19 protein-coding genes are annotated in these 24066 nt (G+C 60.6%); 8 read left to right on the top strand and 11 right to left on the bottom strand.

Annotated elements, in window-relative coordinates; all coding sequences use genetic code 11:
• Positions 1-67: 67 nt before the first annotated feature.
• Complete coding sequence (locus tag LDB26_RS13475; protein WP_257538771.1) at positions 68-247, bottom strand: hypothetical protein; 180 nt, start codon at positions 245-247, stop codon at positions 68-70.
• Positions 248-413: 166 nt separating this feature from the next.
• Between LDB26_RS13475 and LDB26_RS13480 the strand changes: the two genes are divergently transcribed.
• Positions 414-1763 carry an IS1380-like element ISSp1 family transposase gene (locus tag LDB26_RS13480; protein ID WP_013039775.1) on the top strand — a complete coding sequence of 450 codons (1350 nt, stop codon included), beginning with the start codon at positions 414-416 and terminating at the stop codon, positions 1761-1763.
• A 38-nt stretch (positions 1764-1801) separates the two neighbouring features.
• Here LDB26_RS13480 and LDB26_RS13485 read toward each other — a convergent pair whose 3' ends face one another.
• From LDB26_RS13485 to LDB26_RS13500, 4 genes are all read right to left on the bottom strand, one after another.
• Entirely contained in the window at positions 1802-3058 is a 1257-nt protein-coding gene (locus LDB26_RS13485) for a DUF1214 domain-containing protein (RefSeq protein ID WP_257538773.1), read from the bottom strand.
• 19 nt (positions 3059-3077) lie between these two features.
• Positions 3078-4478, bottom strand: coding sequence for an amidase (locus LDB26_RS13490; RefSeq protein WP_257538775.1), 1401 nt, complete (start codon positions 4476-4478; stop codon positions 3078-3080).
• Positions 4479-4591: 113 nt separating this feature from the next.
• Entirely contained in the window at positions 4592-6856 is a 2265-nt protein-coding gene (locus LDB26_RS13495) for a TonB-dependent receptor (protein ID WP_257538776.1), read from the bottom strand.
• Positions 6857-7110: 254 nt separating this feature from the next.
• Positions 7111-7365: a hypothetical protein gene (locus LDB26_RS13500; RefSeq protein ID WP_257538777.1), complete on the bottom strand. Its 255-nt coding sequence runs from the start codon at positions 7363-7365 to the stop codon at positions 7111-7113.
• On the opposite strand from LDB26_RS13500, the gene LDB26_RS13505 reads away from it, so the two are divergent.
• Both LDB26_RS13505 and LDB26_RS13510 read left to right on the top strand, forming a co-directional pair.
• On the top strand, positions 7349-9448 hold the full coding sequence (locus tag LDB26_RS13505; RefSeq protein WP_257538778.1) for a PKD domain-containing protein: 2100 nt from the start codon (positions 7349-7351) through the stop codon (positions 9446-9448). The genes LDB26_RS13500 and LDB26_RS13505 overlap by 17 nt on opposite strands.
• Positions 9449-9482: 34 nt before the next feature.
• Positions 9483-10676, top strand: coding sequence for an MFS transporter (locus LDB26_RS13510; protein WP_197413626.1), 1194 nt, complete (start codon positions 9483-9485; stop codon positions 10674-10676).
• 19 nt (positions 10677-10695) lie between these two features.
• On the opposite strand, the gene LDB26_RS13515 is transcribed toward LDB26_RS13510, so the two are convergent.
• From LDB26_RS13515 to LDB26_RS13525, 3 genes are all read right to left on the bottom strand, one after another.
• A complete protein-coding gene (locus LDB26_RS13515; protein ID WP_231746333.1) occupies positions 10696-12003 on the bottom strand; it encodes a GntR family transcriptional regulator in 1308 nt (435 codons plus the stop codon).
• Between the two features lie 244 nt (positions 12004-12247).
• Positions 12248-12934, bottom strand: a complete 687-nt coding sequence (locus LDB26_RS13520) for a TetR/AcrR family transcriptional regulator (protein WP_257538779.1) — start codon at positions 12932-12934, stop codon at positions 12248-12250.
• A gap of 224 nt (positions 12935-13158) precedes the next feature.
• Complete coding sequence (locus LDB26_RS13525) at positions 13159-13764, bottom strand: TetR/AcrR family transcriptional regulator (RefSeq protein WP_257538780.1); 606 nt, start codon at positions 13762-13764, stop codon at positions 13159-13161.
• Between the two features lie 145 nt (positions 13765-13909).
• On the opposite strand from LDB26_RS13525, the gene LDB26_RS13530 reads away from it, so the two are divergent.
• The 4 genes from LDB26_RS13530 (at position 13910) to LDB26_RS13545 (ending at position 20171) form a co-directional block, all read left to right on the top strand.
• Positions 13910-15322, top strand: a complete 1413-nt coding sequence (locus LDB26_RS13530) for an efflux transporter outer membrane subunit (RefSeq protein WP_257542117.1) — start codon at positions 13910-13912, stop codon at positions 15320-15322.
• On the top strand, positions 15322-16404 hold the full coding sequence (locus tag LDB26_RS13535; RefSeq protein ID WP_257538781.1) for an efflux RND transporter periplasmic adaptor subunit: 1083 nt from the start codon (positions 15322-15324) through the stop codon (positions 16402-16404). Before LDB26_RS13530 ends, LDB26_RS13535 begins: the two co-directional genes overlap by 1 nt.
• The gene (locus tag LDB26_RS13540; protein WP_257538782.1) at positions 16401-19490 is read left to right on the top strand and encodes an efflux RND transporter permease subunit; all 3090 of its coding nucleotides are present in this window, start codon (positions 16401-16403) and stop codon (positions 19488-19490) included. Before LDB26_RS13535 ends, LDB26_RS13540 begins: the two co-directional genes overlap by 4 nt.
• Before the next feature lie 456 nt (positions 19491-19946).
• Positions 19947-20171, top strand: coding sequence for a hypothetical protein (locus tag LDB26_RS13545; protein ID WP_257538783.1), 225 nt, complete (start codon positions 19947-19949; stop codon positions 20169-20171).
• Between the two features lie 22 nt (positions 20172-20193).
• On the opposite strand, the gene LDB26_RS13550 is transcribed toward LDB26_RS13545, so the two are convergent.
• Positions 20194-21531 carry a phosphotransferase gene (locus LDB26_RS13550; RefSeq protein ID WP_257538784.1) on the bottom strand — a complete coding sequence of 446 codons (1338 nt, stop codon included), beginning with the start codon at positions 21529-21531 and terminating at the stop codon, positions 20194-20196.
• A gap of 4 nt (positions 21532-21535) precedes the next feature.
• Positions 21536-22396, bottom strand: coding sequence for a TonB-dependent receptor domain-containing protein (locus LDB26_RS13555; RefSeq protein ID WP_257538786.1), 861 nt, complete (start codon positions 22394-22396; stop codon positions 21536-21538).
• Between the two features lie 368 nt (positions 22397-22764).
• On the opposite strand from LDB26_RS13555, the gene LDB26_RS13560 reads away from it, so the two are divergent.
• Positions 22765-23022: a hypothetical protein gene (locus tag LDB26_RS13560; protein WP_156415311.1), complete on the top strand. Its 258-nt coding sequence runs from the start codon at positions 22765-22767 to the stop codon at positions 23020-23022.
• Positions 23023-23141: 119 nt separating this feature from the next.
• Here LDB26_RS13560 and LDB26_RS13565 read toward each other — a convergent pair whose 3' ends face one another.
• Positions 23142-23828 carry a TetR/AcrR family transcriptional regulator gene (locus tag LDB26_RS13565; RefSeq protein ID WP_257538788.1) on the bottom strand — a complete coding sequence of 229 codons (687 nt, stop codon included), beginning with the start codon at positions 23826-23828 and terminating at the stop codon, positions 23142-23144.
• Between the last annotated feature and the right edge of the window lie 238 nt (positions 23829-24066).

A 24066-nucleotide genomic window follows, 5' to 3' on the forward strand; every position in this document is an offset into this window, starting at 1 on the left:
CCGTGTCTTTCCCGGCTCTCGCCGAAATGGAGGTTGAAGCGGAGAAGGCGACAAATGGCGCGGCGGCTCAATAGCCGTAAATGGCCAGCACATCGCGACTGCGCTGTGCAAGCTGAGCCTGCCTCTCCACAGGTGAAATGAAGATCGTACCGGCCGGAAGCGCGGTGAACGCATCTTGTGACCTCACGCTGGTCACCTTCGGCAGATCAACCGCCTGTTCCTGATAAAATTGGCGAAACTGCATCATGCCCAGTTCCGCCGCGTCGAGCGGGTCGAGCCAGTTGGCCCGCCTTATTCACCAAAAGTGTCCTGAAGGGTTGGCGGGAGTGGCGTAAGCCTCTGATCTGAATTAGGAACTGGGTGTCTAAGCCGAACCTGCCGCAGGGCAGAAAATGCCACGGGCCACACCCGCCATGAACGATGATATCGCAAGCTCATTTGGATTCCCAGCAGTCGGCCGCAAGAAAATCACAGCTGCGTTCGACGGTGGCCGGCTTACCTCGGATGGCGGTGTTCTACTGCTTGCACAGGCCGAGCGCGCGATGGGGATTTGCCAGCGCCTGGCGGCTTGTATTGCCGATCCGCGCGATCCAGCGCGGGTGATCCATCGCCTGGATGACATTCTGCGTGCCCGTGTGTTCGCGATTGCGTGCGGCTATGAGGATGCCGATGATCTCGATGCTCTGCGCGACGATCCAGGCTTCCGCCTGGCGCTCGGCAAGCTGCCGGAATCGGGCGCGGGGCTGGCCAGCCAACCGACGATGAGCCGGTGGGAAAATGCACCGACTACGCGCGAACTGGCCAGCATGATGGCCGCGATGATCGACATCTACTGCGCCAGCTATCCCGCCCCTCCGACAGCGGTCACGCTGGATATCGACGACACGTGCGACGTCGTGCATGGCTATCAACAGCTCTCGTTCTGGAACGGGCATCATGGGGAGCGCTGCTTCCTACCGATCCATATCTACGACACCGCGACCGGCAGGCCGGTGGCCATGCTGCTGCGCACAGGCAAGACGCCTTCTGGAAAGGAGGCGGCGGGGCACATCCGACGCCTGGTGCGTCACCTGCGCCGTAATTGGCCCGATACCCACATCACTATCCGCGGCGACGGGCACTATGGTCGACCCGAGGTCATGGCCTACTGCGATGCGGCCCGCGTCGATTACGTGTTCGGCCTGCCCACCAATTCAGCGCTGCGCGCCGATCCCGCCATTGTTGCGGTCGCCGATGCCTGCGCGGTCAAGCGCGCCCAGCGTCAGTGTCCCGTCCTGCGCAACTATGCCGAGACCCGCTATGGGGCAAAGACCTGGAAGTGCCAGCGTCGCGTCGTTGCACGGATCGAGGCCAGCACGCTGGGCATGGACATCCGCTATGTCGTCACCTCGTTGGCAACAGGATCGGCCGAGCACATCTACGACACGCTCTACTGCGCGCGTGGTCAGGCCGAGAACCTGATCAAGCGCCACAAGTCCCAGCTCGCCAGCGACCGAACCTCGTGCCGCTCGGCCAATGCCAATCAGATGCGCCTGATACTGCACACTGCCGCATACTGGCTGCTATGGCGCATCCAGCAGGCGATGCCCAGGACCGCTGCTCTGGCAAGCGCGGAGTTTACCACCTTGCGCCTGCGGCTGCTCAAGGTCGCTGCGCGCGTCGTAGAAAGTGCTAGCCGCATCCGCATTGCCTTCGCTTCCGCCTGTCCGGATGCCGACCTGTTCCGCGCCCTCGTTCTCCGGCTGAAGCCTGCGCCGACGTAGCCCATGCGGCAGCGCCGCAGAACTCCGAGCCCAGCCCTTCAACCCGAAAAGCCCATCAATCCGAATGCGGTGAAACAAACGCCAGCGATGCCGGTCGTCCGCGCAATACAGCCAGCCGCAGCAAATGCCCAGAGCGGGCCCGAAACCGAGCGTCGTGAATAAGAGAGGTTGGGTGCGCCGATATCATCCTTGGACAGGACAAAGCGATATTTGCCGTCAGCATCTTGCCGTGCCTGATGACCGTTCAGGCTCGACTGATGATAAACATAGTCGATGAGCTGAATGTAACGGTTGGCGATGCTGAAGCTCCAATAGCGACTGGTCGGCGCGTTCACCTCGATAATCAGCGCTTCATCGTCTTTCAGACTGAAGATCATATTGTGATAGACCGCAAGGGGATTACCCCCCGCATTGGCCGGAATATGCTGCATAGCGAAGCGGTTGAACTGACGATCCTGCGCCGCCAGGCTTCTATCGAACCCCGCTGTCACCCACGCTCGGACGATGAACTTGACGAAGCGGGCAGCGTGCTCAAGCTTTGCGATCAGCGCCGGTTCGTCGTTCAGCATTGGCCGTGCCGGCGTATCGGATACCCGTTCGATCCACATGCTGGACGGGCGCGCCTTGCCCCAGTCATAGAAAGTTTCGCGAACGAACAGCATCATGACATGCTGATTGGGGTCCAGCTGAATCCAGTTGCCGGGATGCGGCTCCGGACTGGCGATGATCTCGAAGCTCCCGTCCGCATCCATCTGCATGTCGTCGACGAGATAGGATTTCGTTGGCAGCTTGACGAACTCGGCATCCTCGACGATCCCGAACAGTGGCTGAACCTGAATGTCGAGAAACACGCAATCGCTGCGCTTGCCGCTGATGCGATAGGTCTGCCTGCCATCGACGAAACCCCATCGATACCCGTAGTCGGGCGATGGGAACCCCCAGTTCCAGCTCATCGGTTCATGCAGATAACGATAGAAGCGCGGATAATCGACCTGAGGCGCGATGATCCATTGATAGCTGACCGCCTGCATCTGCATCAGGAACTGGGTAGCCTGCTGCCGGACGGTCGGCAGCTCGGCATATTCGCGGGAATAGATGAATTCACGCACCACTTCGATGGCATCAAGGTAAGCGCGCCATGCGTCCCGCACGGCGGGAGACATATGGTCTGCCGCATTAACTGGCTGGTCGTTCATCGAGCACCTCGGACAGAAGGGGGCAAGCTTGTCGACCGACAGAACAGCTTGTCGCCGGCTGATGAAGAACGGATCATAGCCATCGAGCGATGCGCGCAATCAATTCCACTGGGCTTGCTCAGAAGGTCGGCGGGCGCTGGTCATGCGGGAATGCCTTCTGAAAAGCGCGAGCGATCTTGAACATCTTGGCTTCGCTGCCGGGCTTGCCAACGATCTGCAATCCGACGGGAAGCCCATCGACGAAGCCCGCCGGCACCGAAAAGGCAGGCATGGACAGCCAGTTGAAGAGCATGACGTGGCTTGTATAGACGCCCGCGAAACTGCCATGCGGATATTGCGGACTGTTGATCGTCCAGCAATCGTTCCAGTCCTCAATCTTGCGCGGGAGCAGCTGGGTCGTCGGCGTGAGCAGCACGTCATAATCCTTGAACAGGCGATTGAACCTGTCCACATTCTCGCCGCGCGATTGCAGGGATGCCCATAATTCGTCGGCCGGGGGCTGCTCGCCCATGCCGCGCCCGCCAGCGCCGAAAGCGCGGTTGATCATCATGAAGCCGTCCCAGAAGTCGTCCCATTTCTCGTCGGTGGTCTCGACCGTGGCGCCAAGCTGGTTGAAGCCGTGCGCGGCTGCGCGGATGGCGGCGATCACGCGCGGGCTTTCTTCCTGCGCGTAGAGCGAGGCGAAGCCCATATCGTCGCTCCATGCGAAGCGCATCCCCTCCACGCCGTCTTCAATGTTCGCGCTATAATTATCGGGTTCATCGTACAGGCTATAGAAATCGCGACCATCCGGACCAGCCATCGCCTGCGTGGCGATGGCGCCATCGAGCACGTCGCGGCACATCGGGCCCGTGCTCGCGGTGAGCGCCATCGCGGGCGCGGATGGATGAATCCAGGGGATGCGTCCCGGTGTAGCCACAATGCCGAACACCCCGGAATAAGCCGATGGCAGGCGTGTCGAACCGCCACCATCAGACCCCAGGCCGATCGGCACCAGACGGGCGCTCGCTGCTGCTGCGGTCCCCGAACTGGACCAGCCCGGCACGCGCGATATGTCCCACGGGTTACGCGCCTCGACATCCCAGTTGTAACTCCGCCGGGGGTCTCCGCCAGCAAGGCTCGCATCAGAGCCTGAACCCATGAGCGTATTCGTGCCGATAATCACGGCTCCCGCCGCCCGCAGCCGCTCGACCTGTACATCGTCCCGCGGGGCGGCGGGAATGTTGGACAGGGTTCCCATATCGAACGTCGGCAGACCTTCGACAAAGATGTGGCCCTTCACCGAAACGGGAATACCGTGGAGAGAGCCTAGCTGCTCCCCCACCGCGACCGCCCGCTCGGCCCGTGCGGCCTGCGCGCGCGCGCCGGCATGATCGACATGTGCGAAAGATTGAATCTTGCCGTCATGCTCTTCGATCCGCGCGAGGAAATGTTCGGTCACCTCCACCGGCGAAATCTCCCGCCTGAAGATCAGATCCCGAATCTGCCAAGCCGGCATCCATGTGATTTCGTTGAGCATTCGGTCGTCTCCTGGAGCATGTGCCACGACGCGCGGCCAGCACATATTTAACTTATGAAATTATTATTATTCCAATATTTGGAATATAATCCAGATTTATGATAATGTTATATTCAGAACTTGAATGTTGCTTCCATGGCAAGAATTCTCGGCTCCGCATATGTGTAAAGCAGGGTGCCGAAATTCGCCAACTGATTGGCATTGCCCACGATATACTTTTTGTTGGTGACGTTTCGGGCATAAGCCGCCAGCGACAGACCGGTCCCTGCGATATCCCGCCACTCGACCCTGAGGTCGAGCTTGGCATAGCCCTTGACGGTTGTCCCAGGCTGGAGAACCCCATCGATCCGATTCGCCGGATCGAAGGCCACGCCTGTCTGGTAATAGAGCGCGGCCAGCGCCGTCACCGTGCCAAGCTCATTGGACAGCGGCATATTCAACCGCGGCGTGAGGGTGAATTGGTGACGTGGCGCATTGGGAAAGCGGCTGTCACTGAGGTCCGCCGAGACGAGACCCGTGGGTGTCACGACGAAATCCGTGTAATCTTTATACTGGGTATCGAGATAGGCATATTGAAAGCTCGTCTCGAAGACTGGGCTCGGGGCGACGCTCAGTTCCAGATCGAGGCCCTTGACATTGCCGCGAGCTGCATTGGTCGTATAGGTTGCAGCCGGAACTGTCGGCAGAAGCACCAGCCTCTGTATGTTCTTGTAATCGTCGTAGAACAGATCGACGTTCGCGCGGATCTTCCACCCCCCTTCGGTGACGAAGAAGGATTTGATGCCGATCTCATAATCCGTGACCGTCTCGGGCGCATAGGATAACAGTTCCGGTGTCGAGGCGGCCGGATTGAACCCGCCAGCACGAAAACCGCGGCGGACGGCACCGTAGACGCTCACATTGGGATTGATCTTGTAAAGCGCGCTGGCATTCCAGGTCGTGGCCTTGAACGAGCCCGATGCGGCAAGGACGGGGCCAGCCGGGAAGCCGGGAACAAGCAGGCTCGTTTGCGCCTTGGACGACCGGCTATCCTTCGTCCGCCGGATACCGCCTGTCAGCGCAAGCGCATCTGTGACATCGTAGGTGACTTCCAGAAAACCCGCCCTGGTCTTCTGATCGCCCTTGTTGAAACCGGCAGCGGGCAGGAATCCCAGACCCTGAAGATATTGAACGGTCTGCGATGCCAATCGATAGGGATCTTTGAGTGTCTCGTCATAATAACCGACGACGAAGCGCAACTGGCTGAAATCGCCTCGTAGCTGAATTTCTTCGGTACGGTTCTTGGTATAACCTTTGAACGGATTTACCACGTCGAGCACCGGCAAGGTGGTGCCGTCCAGATCAAAACCGCGCGAGACATCGAATTCCCTGTAACTGAAGATGTTCTTCAGTGAGATATTTTCCGTTATATCCAGTGTGGTCGTATTGATGACCCCGTTCGATTTGAACTTGTTGAACAAAGGCTGGCTCGTGGCCAGCTTTCGGATTCCCAGCGCCTGCTGATTGGCCAGCAGGGCCGTAAATTCCGCGGCGAGCGGGTGCGAGGCACGAAAGCCCGAGAATATCTGGGCCACGCCATGCTCGTCGATCCGCGTACGCTCAACGATAGTGTAGTTTTCGAAGCCTTCGACAGGGGAAAGGATCAGGCTCGCCCGGAACGATGTCTTGTGCTCGTCATTCGCCCGCTTGCCCGATGTAAGTTCATGCACATAGCCATCGCGGCGGAGGATCTGGCCCGCCACCCGCAACATAACCTTGTCCGGCACGATCGCGCCTCCGACCGCGAATTCAAGATCGCGGCGATCATATGAGCCCAACCGCCCGGTAATGAAGCCCTCCCACTCATTGCCCGGTCTCACGGGAGAAAACAGGATCGCGCCGCCCGTCGTATTCCGGCCGAACAACGTTCCTTGGGGGCCCTTCAACACCTGAACGCTGGCAAGGTCGTAGAATTGCGTCGAAAATTCGGGAACCTCCGCGAAGTAGGGGACAACGCCTGGCGCACTTTGGCCAAGCGTCTGCCCCTGTCCGCGCAACGAGAATTGCGCGGTGGTCCCCGAACCACTTGCCTGCACGCTCAACCCCGGCGCGACGTTCGGCAGATCGAAGGCGCTGCGCACGTTGCGTTCGGTCAATTGCCGCGCATCGACGACTGTGATCGAAAGCGGGACATTCTGGAGCCGCTCGTTAACGCGCCGCGCGGTAACAACGATGTCTTCGGCCATGGCCTGGTCGATTCGGGACGATCCGGACTCACCGGCCGTGATGCGAGGCGATTCCGCAGGCGCCTGTGCATAAGCGAGGCCCACCGGCAACGCCAGGCAGGTAAATCCGGTCGCCTTGGCGATGCGAGACATTTCTTTGGCCATACGAGACATCTTACTCTCCCGATATGCTCGGTTGCCGGCCTGCACGTGGCCGGCTCCGAACGTTTATATGCGACCGACTCCGCCTCTGAGGCTCAGAGTGGGCGCGCCGCTTGGCCCGATTTCTAGCAATCGCCCAATAATAAAATAGGGGTCACTATTCGTGTCAGGAGAAACCATGGGTAGAAAAACAGGGTTCTCGGTAATTCTGACCACTATTTTATCGAACATGAACAGATAATATGGAAGGCAACCATATTAATGACTTACAAAACATCTTGGGTTGATGGAATTTCCAGATTCATGGACGGAATGCGCTCGCCCGACATCCATTGGATTTCGGCATAACTGTTGAAAAATTTGGTAGAATGAAGGGTTGTTCGCTCGATCACTTCATAATTCACGAATTTCAGCCGTGCGGCGCTTATCGACGGGATAGCGGGCAATGAACAAAAGCGGCCATCTCGACGCAACCAGCTCGGACCAGGCAAATAGGAGAATATCTTGACGACAAAGAACATCGGGGGCGCACTCGACCTCGCATCCTATGCAGTGACCGACAGCTATTTCGGCGCACCCTACATCGATCGCGACGAACACAGGTCCGAACCGCGGTCGCATCGTGTGGTCCATGGCGGATTTGCTGGCACGGACACTCGCTTCAATTTCTATTTCCAGTCGGAGGAAGGCTATCGCAGCCGCATGTTCCAGCCGATGGAAGGTGGCCACGCCGGGCATGAGAACATCTTTGGGGAAGGCCCCGTCGCGAAAATTTCCGGCGGGCTCGAAATGGCATTTCGGCTGGGCGGCTATATGGTCGAATCCAATTGCGGGCATATCGGGGACGATATCGATCCGCGCGGAGGCGAAGATCCGACGCTCTATGGCTTCCGTGCGGCGATCGAATCCGCGCGGCTCTCGCGCCATCTTGCCGAACAGATTTACGGCGCGCCGCCCGCAAACGGCTATGTCTATGGCGGCAGCGGCGGGGGCAGGCGCTCGCCGGGATGCCTCGAATATGGCGCTGGAGTCTATACGGGGGCGCTGCCTTATCACAGCGGCGGCAATATCGAACCCTGGGGGACGACATCACGCGTACGGAGCGAACAGCCCGTCCATTTCGGCCTGATGTTCAACGTCCAAAGGCTATTGGGAGACCGTATCGGCAGCGTCATCGACGCCATGGCGCCGGGCGGCTCGGGCGACCCCTGCGCGGGCCTGAATGTGCATCAGCGGGAGGAACTCACCAATCTCTACCGCCTGGGCTTTCCCCGCGGCGACGAATTCATGATCAGCCAGCCCTTCGGCCAAATCTGGCTCTGGACCTCAATCGCCGACATGCTTCTTGAGGATGATGCCGACTATTTCAGGGCGTTCTGGAGCGAGCCGGGCTATCTTGGCCATGATGAACCGCAGTTCGTCGAAAATGATGTGATTGATGTGGAGGCAACGGTCGCCCGCGTACTCACCGCGAGGGATCTGCAGGAAAATACGGAGTTCGCCGATCCAGCACTGCAGGCTCTGGCCTATCCATCGATTTTCATCGCAATGCTCAATCAGACCATGGATCTGCCGATGGCGATCCAGTTGGAAGGGGTCGGCAGCGGGTATCGGCGCGGCGCGGGCGTCTATGTCCAGACCGGCGAGGCAGCCGGCAGGCGCCTGTATGCGATGGGAGAATCGAACGACATCTTCTTCCTGGATGGCCGGGGTGAGGCGAACCTGCTCCGCGCGACCGGCGTCAAGGCCGGCGACAAGGTGCGGGTCGATAATCGACCCTTCCTTGCATTCTGCTATTATTATCGTCACCATATCAGCGACGATCCGATCTGCGATTTCCTGCGGATCGACGGAAAGCCGATCTACCCGCAGCATGCCGTGCCACTCGCCTCTCCGTTGATGGGAGTCCCCTATTGCGGGCAGTATGAGGGCAAATTGATGTGGATTCACGCGACCCACGATTCGTCGCTGTGGCCGCCCCAGGGACTGACCTACAAGCGCGCGGTCGAACAGGCGCAGGGGCTGGAGGGCGCCCAGGAGAATTTCCGCATTCGCTGGACCGAGAATGCCGAGCATACGCCCCCGATGATGGTGCCGATGCAACCCAACAGATCGGCCGCGAACTGGCTGATCACCTTTCAGGGGCTGGTCGAACAAAGCCTCAAGGATCTAATCGATTGGGTGGAGCAGGGCATCGACCCCGCCAGCACGCAATTCACCTTCTCCGACGGCAAGATCAACCTGCCGAAATCCGCCGGAGAGCGCGGCGGCATCCAGCCGGTCATCGCGGTGACCGCGAACGGGGCCGCCCGGATTGAGACGGCTGTGGGGGAAAAGATAACGCTCGAGGTGATCGCGGAGGTTCCGCCCGGCGCTGGCACGATCATCGCGCTGGAATGGGACTTTGACGGGAAGGGCACCTATCCGGTCAAGGAAGAGGTCACTGGCACCGATGCACGGATGCGGAGCATGGTCACGCACGCCTTTGACACAGCCGGAACCTATTTCCCGACGGCGCGGGTGACGTCCCATCGCGATGGCGACTGCGCTGCCGTGACGCGACGCATCGAAAATCTCGCTGCCGCCCGTGTCATAGTATCCTAGGCGCATGACGCGCGTGCAGGAAGGACGCGGCCCGATGGCGTCAAAATGGATCCTCCTCCTCGTTCTGCTGGCCATTCAGGCCATGTCGACAGGAGCCGTTGCCTATAGTTTCGGCCTGTGGGTGGATCCCGTCGCCACAGAGTTCGGCGTAGAGCGCAAGGCCGTGCTGGGGATATTGGCGGCCTTCGGCATCGCCTCATGCGCGGCGTCTGCAATATTCGGCCGCATGCTCGATCATGGCGCGCCGCGAACCTTGCTGCTGATCGGAGTGGCTGCGCTCGGGGGCGGGCTTATCCTCGCGTCCGTCGCTCCCAATCTGTGGAGCCTCTATCTGGTCTTCGCGATCATATTTCCAGCCTCGGTCGTGTTTGCCGGATCGCTGATCGCGATCAGCTTGATTACGCGCGCATTCGAGCAAAGACGCGGACTCGCCCTGGGCGTCGCATTGACCGGAGGGTCCATCGGCGGGGCGATCATCCCCAATATCTTCGCGGCGTTGCTGGCGGATCATGGATGGCGCGGCGCCAACCTGTATCTGGGCGCATTCACGATCATCGTGCTTCTGCCGGTCATTCTGTTGGTGGTGCCGGCGGGCGGCGCGGTTGCAAGAGCGCCACGCGGCACCGAAAGCTTGACGGCGCGCAGCATCTTCGGCGCCCCGCAATTCTGGCTATCCGTGTTGAGCGTTCTCGCCTTCCTGGCCGTCGCCGCAGCCATCCAGCCGAATATCGCGCCCTATGCCGCCGACCTGAACGTCGGCCTCAAGCCGGCGGCGCTCCTGATAACGACCTTCGCCTTTGCCATCATCGTTGGTCGCGTCCTGAGTGGCTATCTGTCGGACAAGGTGGCGCTGCCGACGCTTTGGATGGTTGTGGCAGTCATCCAGATGGTTGCGCTGGCATTGCTTTCGAACGAACCAGGCCTCCCACGCCTTCACATGGCTCTGGTTCTGGTTGGTTTGGGGTCCGGTGCGGTGGCGCCCATGCAGGCGGTCCTTTTCACACGCCTGTTTGGCGCGCGATCGGTGGGAAGGGTGATGGGGCTCGCCGTCCCCTTCTTCGCGGTCGTTTCCGTCACGGCGCCGCTGGCTGCATGGGTGAGGGAACGGACGGGAAGCTACGACCCGGTTTTCTACGCCGCGATCGTAATCACCCTGCTCACGATTCCCCTGATCATGATGATGGGGCGACCCAACACACGGTTGCAGACTGCGGAACCCTCGGGCTGATCAGCACGGGGGGCACCTATCATGCCGGGTGAAAGGCGGCCCTGACGAGCATCGTCAATTCGTCATGCAACCGGTCCGCGAGCAGGAGGTCTCCTTTCTTCGCGGCCTCGATATGATCAGCCAGCCCGCGCTGTACCCCCGGCATGCCTTCCATCGGGACCGCACAGACGTCGTTGGAGAGGCGGACCTGGCAGCCGGTCAGCGCCTGGGCGAAGATACGCAGGATGGGGTTGTCGATAATCTCCCAATCGAGGCGGACCCACTGGGAAAACATGTTGATTCCGCCCCATGTATGACCGCAATCGACGAGACGTTCATATTCCTTGAAATGCTCAGGCCCTGCCTTGGCCGCAACGAGAATCCGGGTCAAACGGCCCATGGCCGAACATGCCGCCCGAACATTCGCTTCGTCGATCCGCATCGATGACAACAGCGCGACGACGGCTTCAGCCGCGACTGTGGACTCTGGATCGGTCACGGATATCCCATGCGTTCGACCGCGTCTGCTCTCGACGGTTCCCTGCGATTCGAGAATACGCACCGCCTGGCGAACGACCTGGCGACTGACCCCCATGCGCTCGCCGATCTCAGCCTCGGTGCCCAGCCGCTGGAGATCATGACTATCTCCATTCCTGATCTCCTCGACGATCCGTTTCGCGACAAGGCTCGCCAGGCTCGTCTTCGGCCGGTTCGCGGGAACGCGAATATTCATCTCGTCGCTCGCCGCAGGAGCATCGGTCAGGGCAACCAGCCGAGAGAAGCGATCGAGAGAATCGTTTAGGAAATCGATGATCGGATCGCCCGGCGGTGCGGGGTCCTGAATGGCGCCAGCGGCGACAATATTTGCAAGTGGATCCTCACGGCGCGTCGTTGCCAATCCGCGCGTGAAATAACCGTTGAAGACTTCAAGCGCTGCCGGACCCCGGCGATGAAGACGGAGATAATCCGCGATAATGCGGATAACGAGCCGCGCTTCCCGGATGTGCGCCACCGTCGTTCCTGCCGCAACGAAATGCTCGTTCAGCAACTTCAACGAACGGCTGCGACACACTTCAAGAACGATCAAACCACCGCCAGGGCCTCTACGCATTCGCGCAATTCCCCGGTCCTCCAGCAGGCGGACGGCTTCCACCAGCGTCCTTCGGCCGAGTCCATAACGTTTCGCCAGTTCCGGCCGATCCGCAAATACCCGCCCGACCAACCAGCCGTTCAGTCGGATATCCCTTTCCAGCAGCCGCGCAGCCGCGATTCCGCGCTTTGTCTCCCTGTCGGACATCAAGTCCGAATAAAGTTCAGACCAATCGATCTGGACTGGCATATTAGCCATCCTCACCCTCCGCATTGCCGACCTTGCCCGACATTCTGAAGATGTCTGTCGTCGGATTGCTGGCAACAGAGTGTGTCAAGTAGATCGGAGAATCAATGGGGGAGTCTGAAAGTGTGCGAAACTCAAGCGACAGTGCGCTTTCAGTTCCAGCCAGTGTTTCGGCAATTACGCATATAGGCGCTCGCATTAAGTCACTGGATCAAGCCCTGTTCCAGCAAAGCCCAATTCCTACCGAAACCGCTTTTCAGGCCCTGCCGGTAGATTGATAATGTTGAGGAGGATTGCGTGACGCCAAGCTAAGGGCACCATAGACCGGGCCTTCATCCAGCAATTGGGTCAGCATCACTTCGCCGCTTGGCGTGACAAGTGGCGTAAATGCCTTGCGTAATACGCCGGTGATATCGACAGATTGGTCATTGCCATACAACATGCCGAAAACGATCGGTTCATAGGCCGTCACGGCCATGATCGCATATGCCAAATTATCGCTGCCCAGCGGCCGGAGCAGATTGTGCTGCACGCACGCATCAATCTGTGGTTCCAGAATCGCTATCACTTTGCCACATTGCTGCTCTGCCAGATGATCGACCAGCGTCCGGGCGGTGTCTATCTGACCTGAAATGGCGCGAACGGCGCCGCGCACGACCGGGCTGGACAGACTCCGGACCCGCGCTTCTGCAAAACTGACAAGTCTGCAAAGCGCCGATCGGTTATTGAGTCTGACTTCGGGCACCTGGGTTTGAAGCAGATGAGTCATCGCTTCCAGAAACAGCCCCTCCTTGTTCCCGAAGATGGCATAGATGGTGGTCGTGGAGCATTGCGCCGCTTGGGAAATCTCAGCAACGGTGACTTCATTGAATTTTCGAAATGCGAAAGCCCTTGCGGCGACCTCTACAGCTCGTTTGACCGAATGCACCTTCTTGTCAGACATATGTCAAAAACTCTCCTCCCCCGGCTTTTATTATCGAGATCCGCCGATTGCCAAAGCCTAAGGACGGCACCTTGCTTTGGCAAGATTGCTACAGCATCCCGCTTTTGCCTGGCCCACTGACGTCTTTGTCCAATCCTGCCCCTTAGCGAAACGGGACGAAAATAATTGCCCGGTTCTCCGTAGGGAAGCCATCTTTTAAATCGCCGTTTCAGCTTGTTCCCGCTTCAATCGTCCAGCTGCGCCTGCAGCGCGGCGCCCAGGCGCTTGATCAGAAGCTCTTCGTCACCCTCGGCAAATCCCGGCATGAGGATGACGTTACGCAGCAGGTCGAAACCCACAAGGATTGCCAAAATCATCTCGGCCCGGATCGCCGCATCGCAACCACCCAGTTCGCGGGCAAGCGGAGTCAGCCACAGCGTCATGCGCTCGCGCAGAACCGCCTGGGCGGCAGGCTGGCCCGCCGAGCGCAACACCACCAGCATCGGATCGAACGCGAAATTGGCTTTATTGCGTCGCGCGTTCAGCACTCGGCGCGCAAGATGCATACCGAAATTGTCACGATCCGTCATCAAAGCCTGCAGCGAGGAATCACTGGCCTCCGCATCGACCGGCCGTGTTTCCAGCACGGTGCGGAACAGCATTTCCTTGGTACCGAAATAGCGGTTGATCAACGCAGCGGTGACCCCGGCCTTCGCGGCAATCTCACGCAGGCCGACATGCTCATAATCATTGGCGACGAAACATTCGCATGCCGCCGCCAAAATGGCGTCGCGCGTCGCTGCGGCGTCGCGTGTCCGCTTGCCCTCTTCCTGCATCATAGCATCGGTCATTGGCCCATCGTCCCGTTCATGAGTAAACGAGTGTTGACACTCCTCTGCACACAGGTCAAATAAACACCTGTTTACAACCGCGGGGGTTGATGTGCTGTTTTGTCCTGTATTGCCCCCGCGCGTCGGTCGGAGGGACCTCATCGTGATGGTCCTGACGGCGTCGGCCCTTGGCGGATGCGCGGTGCATCCCGTCCGCACGCCCGCCATCGCCCTGCCGCCCGCCTATGAAAGGCCTGCGGCTTCCAACGCCGCCCCACTTGCGCTCGACCGCTGGTGGACCTTGTTCGGCGATGCCCAGCTTTCTCAGCTAATCGATGCAGCCCTGATCGCCGCGCCGGACGCACGCCGTGCGCTCGCCGTGCTCGCAGAAGCGCGGGCAGAACGCAGTCGCGCCCTGGCAGCCTTCGATCCGCAAGGCTCGCTTACGGCTTCGGCCAAAAGGCAGCATCAGGAGATCAGCGGTATCGGCTCTTTACCGGGGGCCGGAGTTCAGCTTGGCGCAGGCGATTCGACCACGCTCGCCGGGGGCTTCAGCCCCAGTTGGGAAATCGATCTGTTCGGGCGGCGCGCCGCCACCGCGCGCATGGCACAGGCCGATGTTCAGGCGGCCCAGTTCGACTATGAGGCGTCCCGCCACAGCCTTGCCGCCGATGTCGCGCTCAACCTTTTCGAAGCGCGCGGTCTGGCTGTACGCATACAGCAGGCGCGCGACACGTTACACATATTGCAGGGGCTCGCCGATCTGGGTGCCCGCCGAGCGGCGGCAGGCATCGGCGCACGGGCGGATGCCGACGCGCTTGCCGCCGACGCGGCCACGGCTGCGGCGGATTTATCCGCGCTTGATGCCGCCTCGGCCGTGTCCAGACGATCCCTGCTCGTCCTTGTCGGTCGCGGTGCCGATCCTCTCGATTCGCTTCCTATCGCCGCGGATCTGGGCACGCCTCCCGCGATTCCGGCGACGGCGCCCGCCGAATTGCTGGTCCGCCGGCCCGATTTACGGGCGGCGGAAGCCAGGCTCGCCTCGGCCATAGGACGGCTCACGCTGGATCGGTTGGCGCTTTATCCGACCATGAACCTGCTACCCACGGCATCCGCCACCCGCAATACAGGACCGGTCGATTATAATACCAGCCTCTGGTCGATTGGCGCCGGACTTACCTTGCCGATCCTCGATCGAGGTCGCCTGCTCGCCCAGATCCGTGCACAGGATGCCCGCACCGAACAGGCGGTGATCGCCTATGAGGCTGCGGTCCAGCGCGCCTATGGCGAAGCCGAAAACCGACTGACGACCCTCGCGGCTGATCAGCGACGGCTGATGGATCTACAAACTGCCGAAGGCCGCGCGCGCGCGGCGTTCGGCGCGCAGCAAAAGGGTTATCGCGTCGGCATCATCGATCTGACCGCGCTGTTGACCGCCGAACGGACCTGGCGTGGCAATCTCGCGGCGCTGACCGGGCTTCAGGTCACGACGCTTCGCGATACCGTCGATACATTCAAGGCGCTGGGCGGGGGCTGGACACCAGATACCGCAGGCGCCGCAGACAAGGACATGCCCTGATGCGCCGCCTGCCCTCAACCGCTCTGGCGCTGCTGTTGCCGATCACCATTGCTGGATGCAGCAAGAGCGTGCCGGAGTCGCCAGCCGCGCAGCCCCGCGCCGTACTGGTGGCGCCAGTGGCGCTGCGGCCGCTCGCAAGCGACAGCATGGTGTCCGGTCGACTCGTACCGCGTGAGGAAGCCGTCGTCGCGAGCCAACTTTCCGGTTATCAGGTCGTGGCCGTCCTGGTTGATCAGGGCGACATGGTGCGTGCGGGCCAGGTTCTTGCCCGGTTGGATGACAGCCTGTTGCGCGCCGACATCGCCGAACAGCAGGCCAACCTCGTCCAAAAGGAAGTCGCCGCGAAAAAGGCCGAGCAGGATGCCGATCGTGTCGCCGGACTTGACGACAGCGGCGTCCTCTCCGACGAGGCGATCGAAGGGCGGCGCATGGCCGCCCGATCCGCACGCGCGGCGGTCGCACAGGCGCAGGCGCTGCTTGATGCACAACGGGTCCGTGCACGATTAATGGAAGTCCGCGCACCGGTCAGCGGTCGTATTCTCGAACGGTCGGTGCGGCCGGGCGACGTATCCTCGCCCTCCACACCCATGTTCCGTATCGCACGCGGCGACCTGATCGAACTGGATGCCGAGGTGCCTGAACGAATGATCGGCCTGATCCGGCCGGGCCAGACGGCAGATGTCGTTCTGCCGACGGCGACGCGGATTAGCGGGACGATCAGGCTTGTAAGTCCAGAGGTGAACCGGGACACCAATCTTGGCAGGGCACGCATCCTGCTGCCGCCACGTCCCGATCTGCGGCCCGGCGGATTCGCTCAGGCGATATTGGGTCAGGCGCAGGCCCCGCTTGTGTCGTCGGTTCCCACCGCGGCAGTCCAATATGGCGCATCAGGCGCAACGGTGATGACCCTTGGCAAGGGCAACACCGTCACCACGCGAACGGTCAAGACCGGCCGCAGCGGCGGCGGCTATATCGAACTGGTCGACGGGCCGCCGCCGGGCACCCGCGTACTGCTCGGCAGCCAGGGCTTCCTGCTCGACGGCGACAAGGTGACGCCGCGCCTGGCCGGAACCGCCCAATGAGTATCAAGGTCTCCGCCTGGGCGATCCGCAACCCTATCCCGGTCGTCCTGGTGATGATCGCGCTCACCATTGCGGGCTTCGGCGCCTATGCGGTGCTGCCGATCAAGCAAACGCCGAACATTGAATTCCCGCTCGTGGTGATCTCCGTCACCCAGAATGGCGCCGCGCCCGCCGAGATCGAAACCCAGATCACGCGCCCGATCGAGGATAGTCTTTCGGGCATTTCAGGCCTTCGCCACATCAGTTCGACCGTGGTGCTTGGTGCGTCGACCACCACCGCCGAATTCGAAATCGGGGCCGACATGCAAAAGTCGGTCGACGATGTGCGGACCGCGGTGGAAAAGACCCGCGCCATCCTGCCTGCGGGGATCGACCCACCCAGCACACGGCGGATCGATGTCGCCAATGCGCCGATCCTCACCTATGCGGTCAACAGTCCGAAGATGAGCGACGTCGAATTGTCCTGGTTCGTCGACGACACCATCGCCCGCGCGATACAGGCGCAGCCGGGGGTCGCCCAGGTATCGCGCGTCGGCGGGGTCGCGCGGGAAATAAACGTCACGCTCGATCCGCAGCGGCTGACCGCCTATGGCGTCACCGCCAGCGCGGTCAACCGTGCGCTTGCGCTCTATAATCGAGACGATCCCGGCGGCCGCGCCGATATCGGCCGACGCGAGCAGGTAATCCGCGTCCTGGGTTCGGCCGCGACGGTCGAGGAACTGCGCGGGATGATGATTCCCGTTTCAGCCGGCCGTTATGTCCGCCTGGACGATATCGCTACGGTAGCCGACGGCACGGCGGAGCAACGCTCCTTCGCGCGGCTCGACGGGCGGCCCGCAGTCGCATTTCAGGTCAGCCGCACAGCCAACGCCAGCGAGGTCAGCGTCGAGGACGAGGTCGACAAGGCTATTGCGAAGCTGATGGCCGACCATCCCGAGGTCAAGATCACCACCATCGTCTCGACGGTCAAGCAGACACGCATGAGCTATGTCGCGACGGTCCATGTGCTGATCGAAGGCATGATCCTCGCCGCGTTGGTCGTGTTGCTGTTCCTGCGTAACTGGCGCGCGACCGTCATCACCGCGCTGGCGATGCCGTTGTCGCTGATCCCTACCTTCGCGGTCATGAAGGTGATGGGCTTCAGCCTCAACATCATCACCCTGCTGGCGCTCACTCTGGTGATCGGCATCCTGGTCGACGATGCGATCGTCGAGATCGAAAATATCGAAAAGCGCATAGAACGTGGCGAATCGCCCTACCGCGCCTCGCTGATCGGCGCCGACATGATCGGCCTTGCCGTCATCGCCACCACGGCGACCATCGTCGTCGTGTTCCTGCCTGTGTCCTTCATGTCCAGCCAGGTTGGCCAGTTCTTCCGCGAATTCGGCCTGACCGTCGCGGTCGCGGTTCTGTTCTCGCTCCTCGTCGCACGCTTCGTAACGCCGCTGATGGCCGCCTATTTCCTGCGACCGGTCGCCCACAGCAGGCCGCGCCCACCAATCAACCCCCTTTATGAAAAGGCGCTGGACTGGGCGCTAGCCCACCGCTGGCGTTCGGTAATCCTGGGCGCCCTCGCCTTTTTTGGCGCCCTCGCCATCGCCGCGACGATGCAAGTGGGTTTCCAGCCCGTGCGGGATGCCGGTTTCCTGTACCTGACGGTCGAAGGACCACGCGGCGCCACCACGCGTGACATGGATGCGGCCTTCAGGAAGGCCACCACCTTGCTCCAGGCCCGGCCGGAGGTGACGCGTGTGTTCGCGCAGACCGGCGTCGCCAGTTCCAGCCTCTTGCAGGCCGGGCCGAGCGATGTCAGCACCGGCACGATCACCGTGTTGCTCGATCCCGACCGGAGCATGACGACAGAGCAGTTCACGCGCTCCATCGCCCCGATGCTGCGCAGCATTCCTGATGCGCGCATCACCGCCCAGTCCGAATTCGGGCGGGCGGGCATCGAAGTCGTGCTGACCGGCGACGATTCGGTCGCACTCGAAGCAGCGCAGCTTCGCCTGTGGCGCGAAATGCGTACCCTGCCGACCTTGATCGAGCCGCGCCCCTCGCCGCCGCCGGCTTCACCCGAACTGGTCATCCGTCCCAAGGCCGACGCCGCCGCCCTGCTGAACGTCTCTTCCGCCGCGATCGCGGAAACCGTGCGGGTCGCAACGATCGGTGACATCGACGCCAATGTCCCCAAATTTTCGGCCGGTCGCCAGCGCCTGCCGATCCGCGTCCGCTTGCCGGAAGATGCGCGTGCCGATCTTGAAACGCTCGCCAACCTGCGCGTTCCCACGATAAACGGCGGCGTCACCGCGCTGTCGAACGTCGCCGACCTGTCATTCGAAGCTGGCCCGGGCGAAATCCGCCGCTACGACCGCGAACGGCGAGTTTCGGTGCAGGCCGACATGAACGGCGTAACCCTGGGCACCGCGCTGCGGGATATTCACACCTTGCCCTTCTTCAAGAATATACCGGCCGGCGTGCATGAAACCCCGACCGGCGATACCGAGGCGTTGGGCGAGCTTTTCACCGGCATCATCGTCGCCATGGCATCGGGCATCGCGCTCATCTATGCGGTGATGGTCCTGCTGTTCCGCAGTTTCTTCAAGCCCGTGACGATTCTTTCCGCGCTTCCGCTGACGATGCTGGGCGCGTTTCTGGCGCTCAAGATCGCGGGGCTCGCCATCACCCTGCCGGTGCTGATCGGCATGCTGATGCTACTAGGCCTTGCCGCCAAAAATTCGATCCTGCTGGTCGAGTTCGCAATCGAGGCTGAACGCGCCGGCCAGTCCCAGCGTGACGCGATCGTGGAAGCCTGCCGGGAACGCATGCGTCCCATCGTCATGACCACGGTCGCCATGGCCGCTGGCATGTTGCCGACGGCGCTCGGCATTGGCGAAGGATCGGATTTCCGCCAGCCCATGGCCGTGGCGGTAATCGGCGGCCTTATCAGTTCGACCATCCTGTCGCTGCTGCTGGTGCCGACCGTCTACGAAATCCTCGATGATATCGAAATGCGCCTGCGGCCCCGCCTAGCCAGATTACTGACGCCCAAGGCTCCGGGTGACGACGCGCCGATCCCCGAAAGCTGACCCGGCCTTTTGGACCGGCGCGTCGCTGCATATCCCGGCGACCAGGAACAAGGCGAATCTTCTTTGGCGCGAAATGTCGTCGCGATGGAAGAACCGCCGGGTGCCTATGCGACCGTGGAGCAGTGCTCTCGCTTGTTCGAGAATGGTGCACCCAAGATGATGAAGATGAGAACTGGTTGATCATCGTGTGATGATCGGAAATTGAACGATAAGGGCAGATTTACGCCCAGTTCCTACCATTCGCAAACAGCAACGACCAAAAGCGATCGCTCCGCCACCGCGATGTTCAAACTAGGCGTCGTGGACGAAGGGTATCCATAGTTTGATTGAAGCGAGAGTGACGAAGCCGAGGTATGATTCCTTGGTTTTGTGGTAGCGGGTTGCGACCCGCCGACGAGATTACACCAACGGTATTTCTCACGATCGTGCGGGATGGGTATGCGGCCGACGACGGATATGACCGAAGAGACCGCCAGCCAGGCCGGCAGCTCCGTTACCCGTCTGGTCAGCTGCGCGGCAGGAAGCCGTTTCCACCTCCATTTCGATGCTCGGCAGGCGACTTCTTCAATGCGCTCTTCCCGCATCTCGTCGTCGAAACCGAGAATCCGATCTGCTGGCCCGGCCAAAATGGCCGACGGCTTTCGGATCGAGGCTGGCTCGGCTGGGTTCGCCGAATCCTGATCCTGTTCCAACCGCTATCTTGTCACCGTGCCTTGCCAAGCCCCCGTGTCACGATCGGGCCGGGATAGCCCTCCAGCAATTGCAGGCGACGCATTGTGGAAGCATGGAACAGACGGATGAGCGCGGCTTCGTGCCGTTCCCCCTGTGCCAGCACAAACGCTTCCAGCGCGGCGTGTGCCTCTTCGATCGATCCGGGGGTATGGCCTATCAGTGACGCGATCTCCGCGATCTCCAGACGATCGATCGCAGGGCCGATCTCGTCAGCGCGCTTTGCATAGCGCGCGAGCGATAGCACCCTGTCTTCGCGCAGGAGTCCGTCTGGCGGACGCTGCTTTTCTGCGACGGCAACCAGATCAGCGAGCGCCTCGCCATGACGTGTCAGCTGCGGCGTGAGTGACGCGACCGGATCCAACGCGATCCCCTGGACTTCCGCCAGCGTTTCGATCGCGGCGCGCGACGCACCCAGATCCCAGGAAAGATATTCCACGAAGGCGGGATGCGGATGCATGCCGCGCAATGTCGCGCCGGTCATCATCGGTACCGCCATGAACGAAACGATGGTGTGGAATTGGAGCACCGACCAGTCGATGGGCTCGCCCGATGCGATGCGATAGGCCTCGATCAAGGTAGCTATACCGCCAATCGGCTCGTTGATATCGCGGACGCGGATCGAAGCAAGATCCATCATCGGATCGCCGACATGCGCCATTTCCAGATCATAGATCGCCGTGATCGCCGTCCCGTCATGGAAGAATTGCGGCGCATCAGCCACCAGCAGCACGGCTCGCGTGCGATGCATCGGGACATTGCGTGTAATCCAGCTGCGGAAAAACTCGATCATCGGCTCCGGCCCAGCCTTGCCTTTCAGATAGGCGGCATCCGCCAGACGAAAATAGGCAAGGGCAATATCCTCGGCCGTCTTAGGGATCGCCAAGCCGGCCGCCGCGGCCTTAGCCGTATCTATGCAATGAATCCGCGCGAGGATCGCCATATACGCTTCGATCATTGCGTGCAGCGCGGGATCGATATCGGCCCCGCCATGGAACGGATGATCGTCGAGCGCGGCCATCACGATCGCCTCGGGATCCTCGCACCAGCCATAGATTTTGGGAACAGGGACGCCTTCCTCATCAAGGAGGCGCAAGACTTCATATTCCGCGCGTAGCGGTCGAGTCTCAAGCCCCGTGCCGCGATCCGATCGGAAGTGGAGCTTGATCTCTCCTACGGGCGTCTCCGCCGCCACGTTCCATGAAGGGCGCCAGCGTTCGAGACGGACGATGTCGCGGACGGTCCCGCTCAGCCTTTTCTCCACCCAGCGGGCGATGCCGGCGCGGATCGTGTCTTCGGATGTGTCGGTCATGGGCTTAGAACCGGTAGGTTGCGGATGCGCCATAGGTGCGAGCCTGACCGGGGAAGCCGGTAGTCACGCCTGCCGCGGCATAGAAATCAAGGATGTAGGAATTATACTTCTTCCCGGTGAGATTGCGTCCCCACAGCATGAGTTCGATCCCCGGATCGTCGAGCGTCAGCCCGATTGTGGCGTTGAGCAAGCCATATCCGGGCTCGCGCGACCGCTCGTTCGGGAAGAAATATTTGCGCGACTGATGCCCGTAATCGGCGTGCACGCTGTATTTCCCGTAGGAGGTCGGAAGCGAATAGGTTCCCGCAATGCTCCAAGTAACGTTGGAAACCTGAGTGAACGGCTCACCGGTACGGTCGCCGGTAGCATCCGTGAAATCGACATATTTCGGATCGATCACACCAATCGTGCCGGACAGTTCGAGGCCGGCCGCGGGCAGCGCGACAATCTCCAATTCAGCGCCGGGAATACGCGACTTGCCAATTGATTGGGTGAGCGCGACAGGCGTACCGGCGGCATCCGATGTGATCGGGCGCTGCATATTGCGGTAATAGGCGATAAACGCGGCGGCATTGATGCGAAGCCGCCGATCCAGCAGATCGGCTTTCACGCCGATCTCATAATCGGTCACCTTCTCTGGCTCGAAGCTTTCCAGATCGGCAGTCGTCTTATTGAAGCCGCCGGACTTGTGCGCCATGCTGGTGCGGGCATAGCCGAACAGCGATGGGGTAAAGCGATAGTCGGCGCTCAACGTGTACGAGAAGTAATTATGGGATTTCTCGCGATCCGCCTCGCAAGTCGCCGTGTTCGTTACGAGCGCGGGGTTGGTGGCGCAGACGCCTCCGGCCAGGTTATGTGTGTTCACGGCGCGCTTATCGTGGGTGTAACTGCACCTGCACAAGGCCGCTGAGGCGAGGACAGTTTTCCTTGCCCTCCGATACTCCGACATTGCGGCCCTCGTAGATTTCATCGGCACGCGCACAATGGTGTATTTTGGGGATGTCATTAGAACGGCGGTGAGCGACGCCCTACCGTCCCGTCCAATCGACACTACCGACGCGAGAAAATCGATTTCGGCGCCGCAGGACGTGCCTCATACAGACCAGTCCTTCGGCTATAGCATCCTCTGCCTGGATTTCGGCCATGAGGAGGTCAGCCAGCGCATAACGGATGTTGTTGCACCTCTCGTCGAACGCCTGAGCAAGATCTTGCCGATGTTCCGGCACCGTCGCCGTGGACTATTACGAAGCGCTGTGCACGCTGGATCGAGGGAGCGACCTCTTGCCGCCTATCGCAGTCGAGGGCCCGAATGAAGTCGGCATCATCGGAACCACTATCCTCGTTGTTCGCGAGGGACAGGCCAAGGGCCGCGTGATGCTGAGCTCCCTTGCTGCCGACTACCTCTTGCGGGACGACCAGGCTGCCATCGGCTTGGGGATCATATGGGTCGCTTCATTTTCACACAGTCTGGACCCTTTGTCGCCGTTTTGAGACGGATTTCTCTTTCCCATTTTCCGCCATCCATTTACCCAGCGTTTCGCTTAGGCGTCGGGGGAGGAGTCAGTCATTAACCGGCAGCTTTGCGCCGACGAATGGAGGCAGACCGCCATTCAGGAAAGCTTGTGAATAGCATGCAATGATGACCGCTGGCACAATCGCAACGGCATGCACATGACGGTGACTATCTGCTCCATCGTGTCTTCCAACGCATCCTCAAACGTCTCGCCAAACGCCATCTCATCCGCGCCATGATGCCGCACCAAAATATTAAGGAACATGAGACTGATACTGATCAGGCGACGTTGCGCTACATACGGCGGCAGATAATCGACCCGTTCCCGCAGCAATTGCAAAGCCCTGGTCAAATAGGGCGGCTCTGATCCGCTAAAATCGCCAAATTCCGGCGATCTGCTCTGCAACAGATATTGACTGAGAAAGCTGGCATAGGAATGATTGCCATCGTCGTCGTGCAGATCGAGCTGCGGCAACAGGATGATCTCCAGAATAGTGCGGGCATCCTTCAGCCGCCCGTCCGCTTCCGCATTCCGTAACATCGCGCGGCGTGTGTCCTCCATCTGTTCCATGCGATAATCGAAAATGGCGCGGACAAGTCCTTCGCGCGACCCGAAATGATATTGCACCGCCGCATGATTGCCCTGTCCTGCCTGCGCTGCAATCTCGCGCATCGAAACGCCTTGAATACCGCCCTTCGCGAACAATCTTTCGCCAGCCAGTATGAGGCGCGTTTTTCCGTCAAGATTATCGAAGAGCTCTTCGTCGGTCAGTGTATCGTCCATCGATGCCGCATATCCTGATTATTACAATCGTTTTAGATTCTTCGTCTCGCAGCCGCAAAAATGATGCAGGCGGTACACAGGCCACCCTCCCGACACCTGTAGCATGCCGACAAATTGCAAGATATTCTACATAATTCAAGGGGAACATATTTTGATCCTGCACGACAGGGGGTGTCAATCCAAATCAGTTTGCTGTGAAGCACGTTTTACACTTGACTTAAATTCTGCCATTCGCCTA

The organism is Sphingobium sp. CFD-1 (genome assembly GCF_024611115.1).
Taxonomy (GTDB): domain Bacteria; phylum Pseudomonadota; class Alphaproteobacteria; order Sphingomonadales; family Sphingomonadaceae; genus Sphingobium; species Sphingobium baderi_A.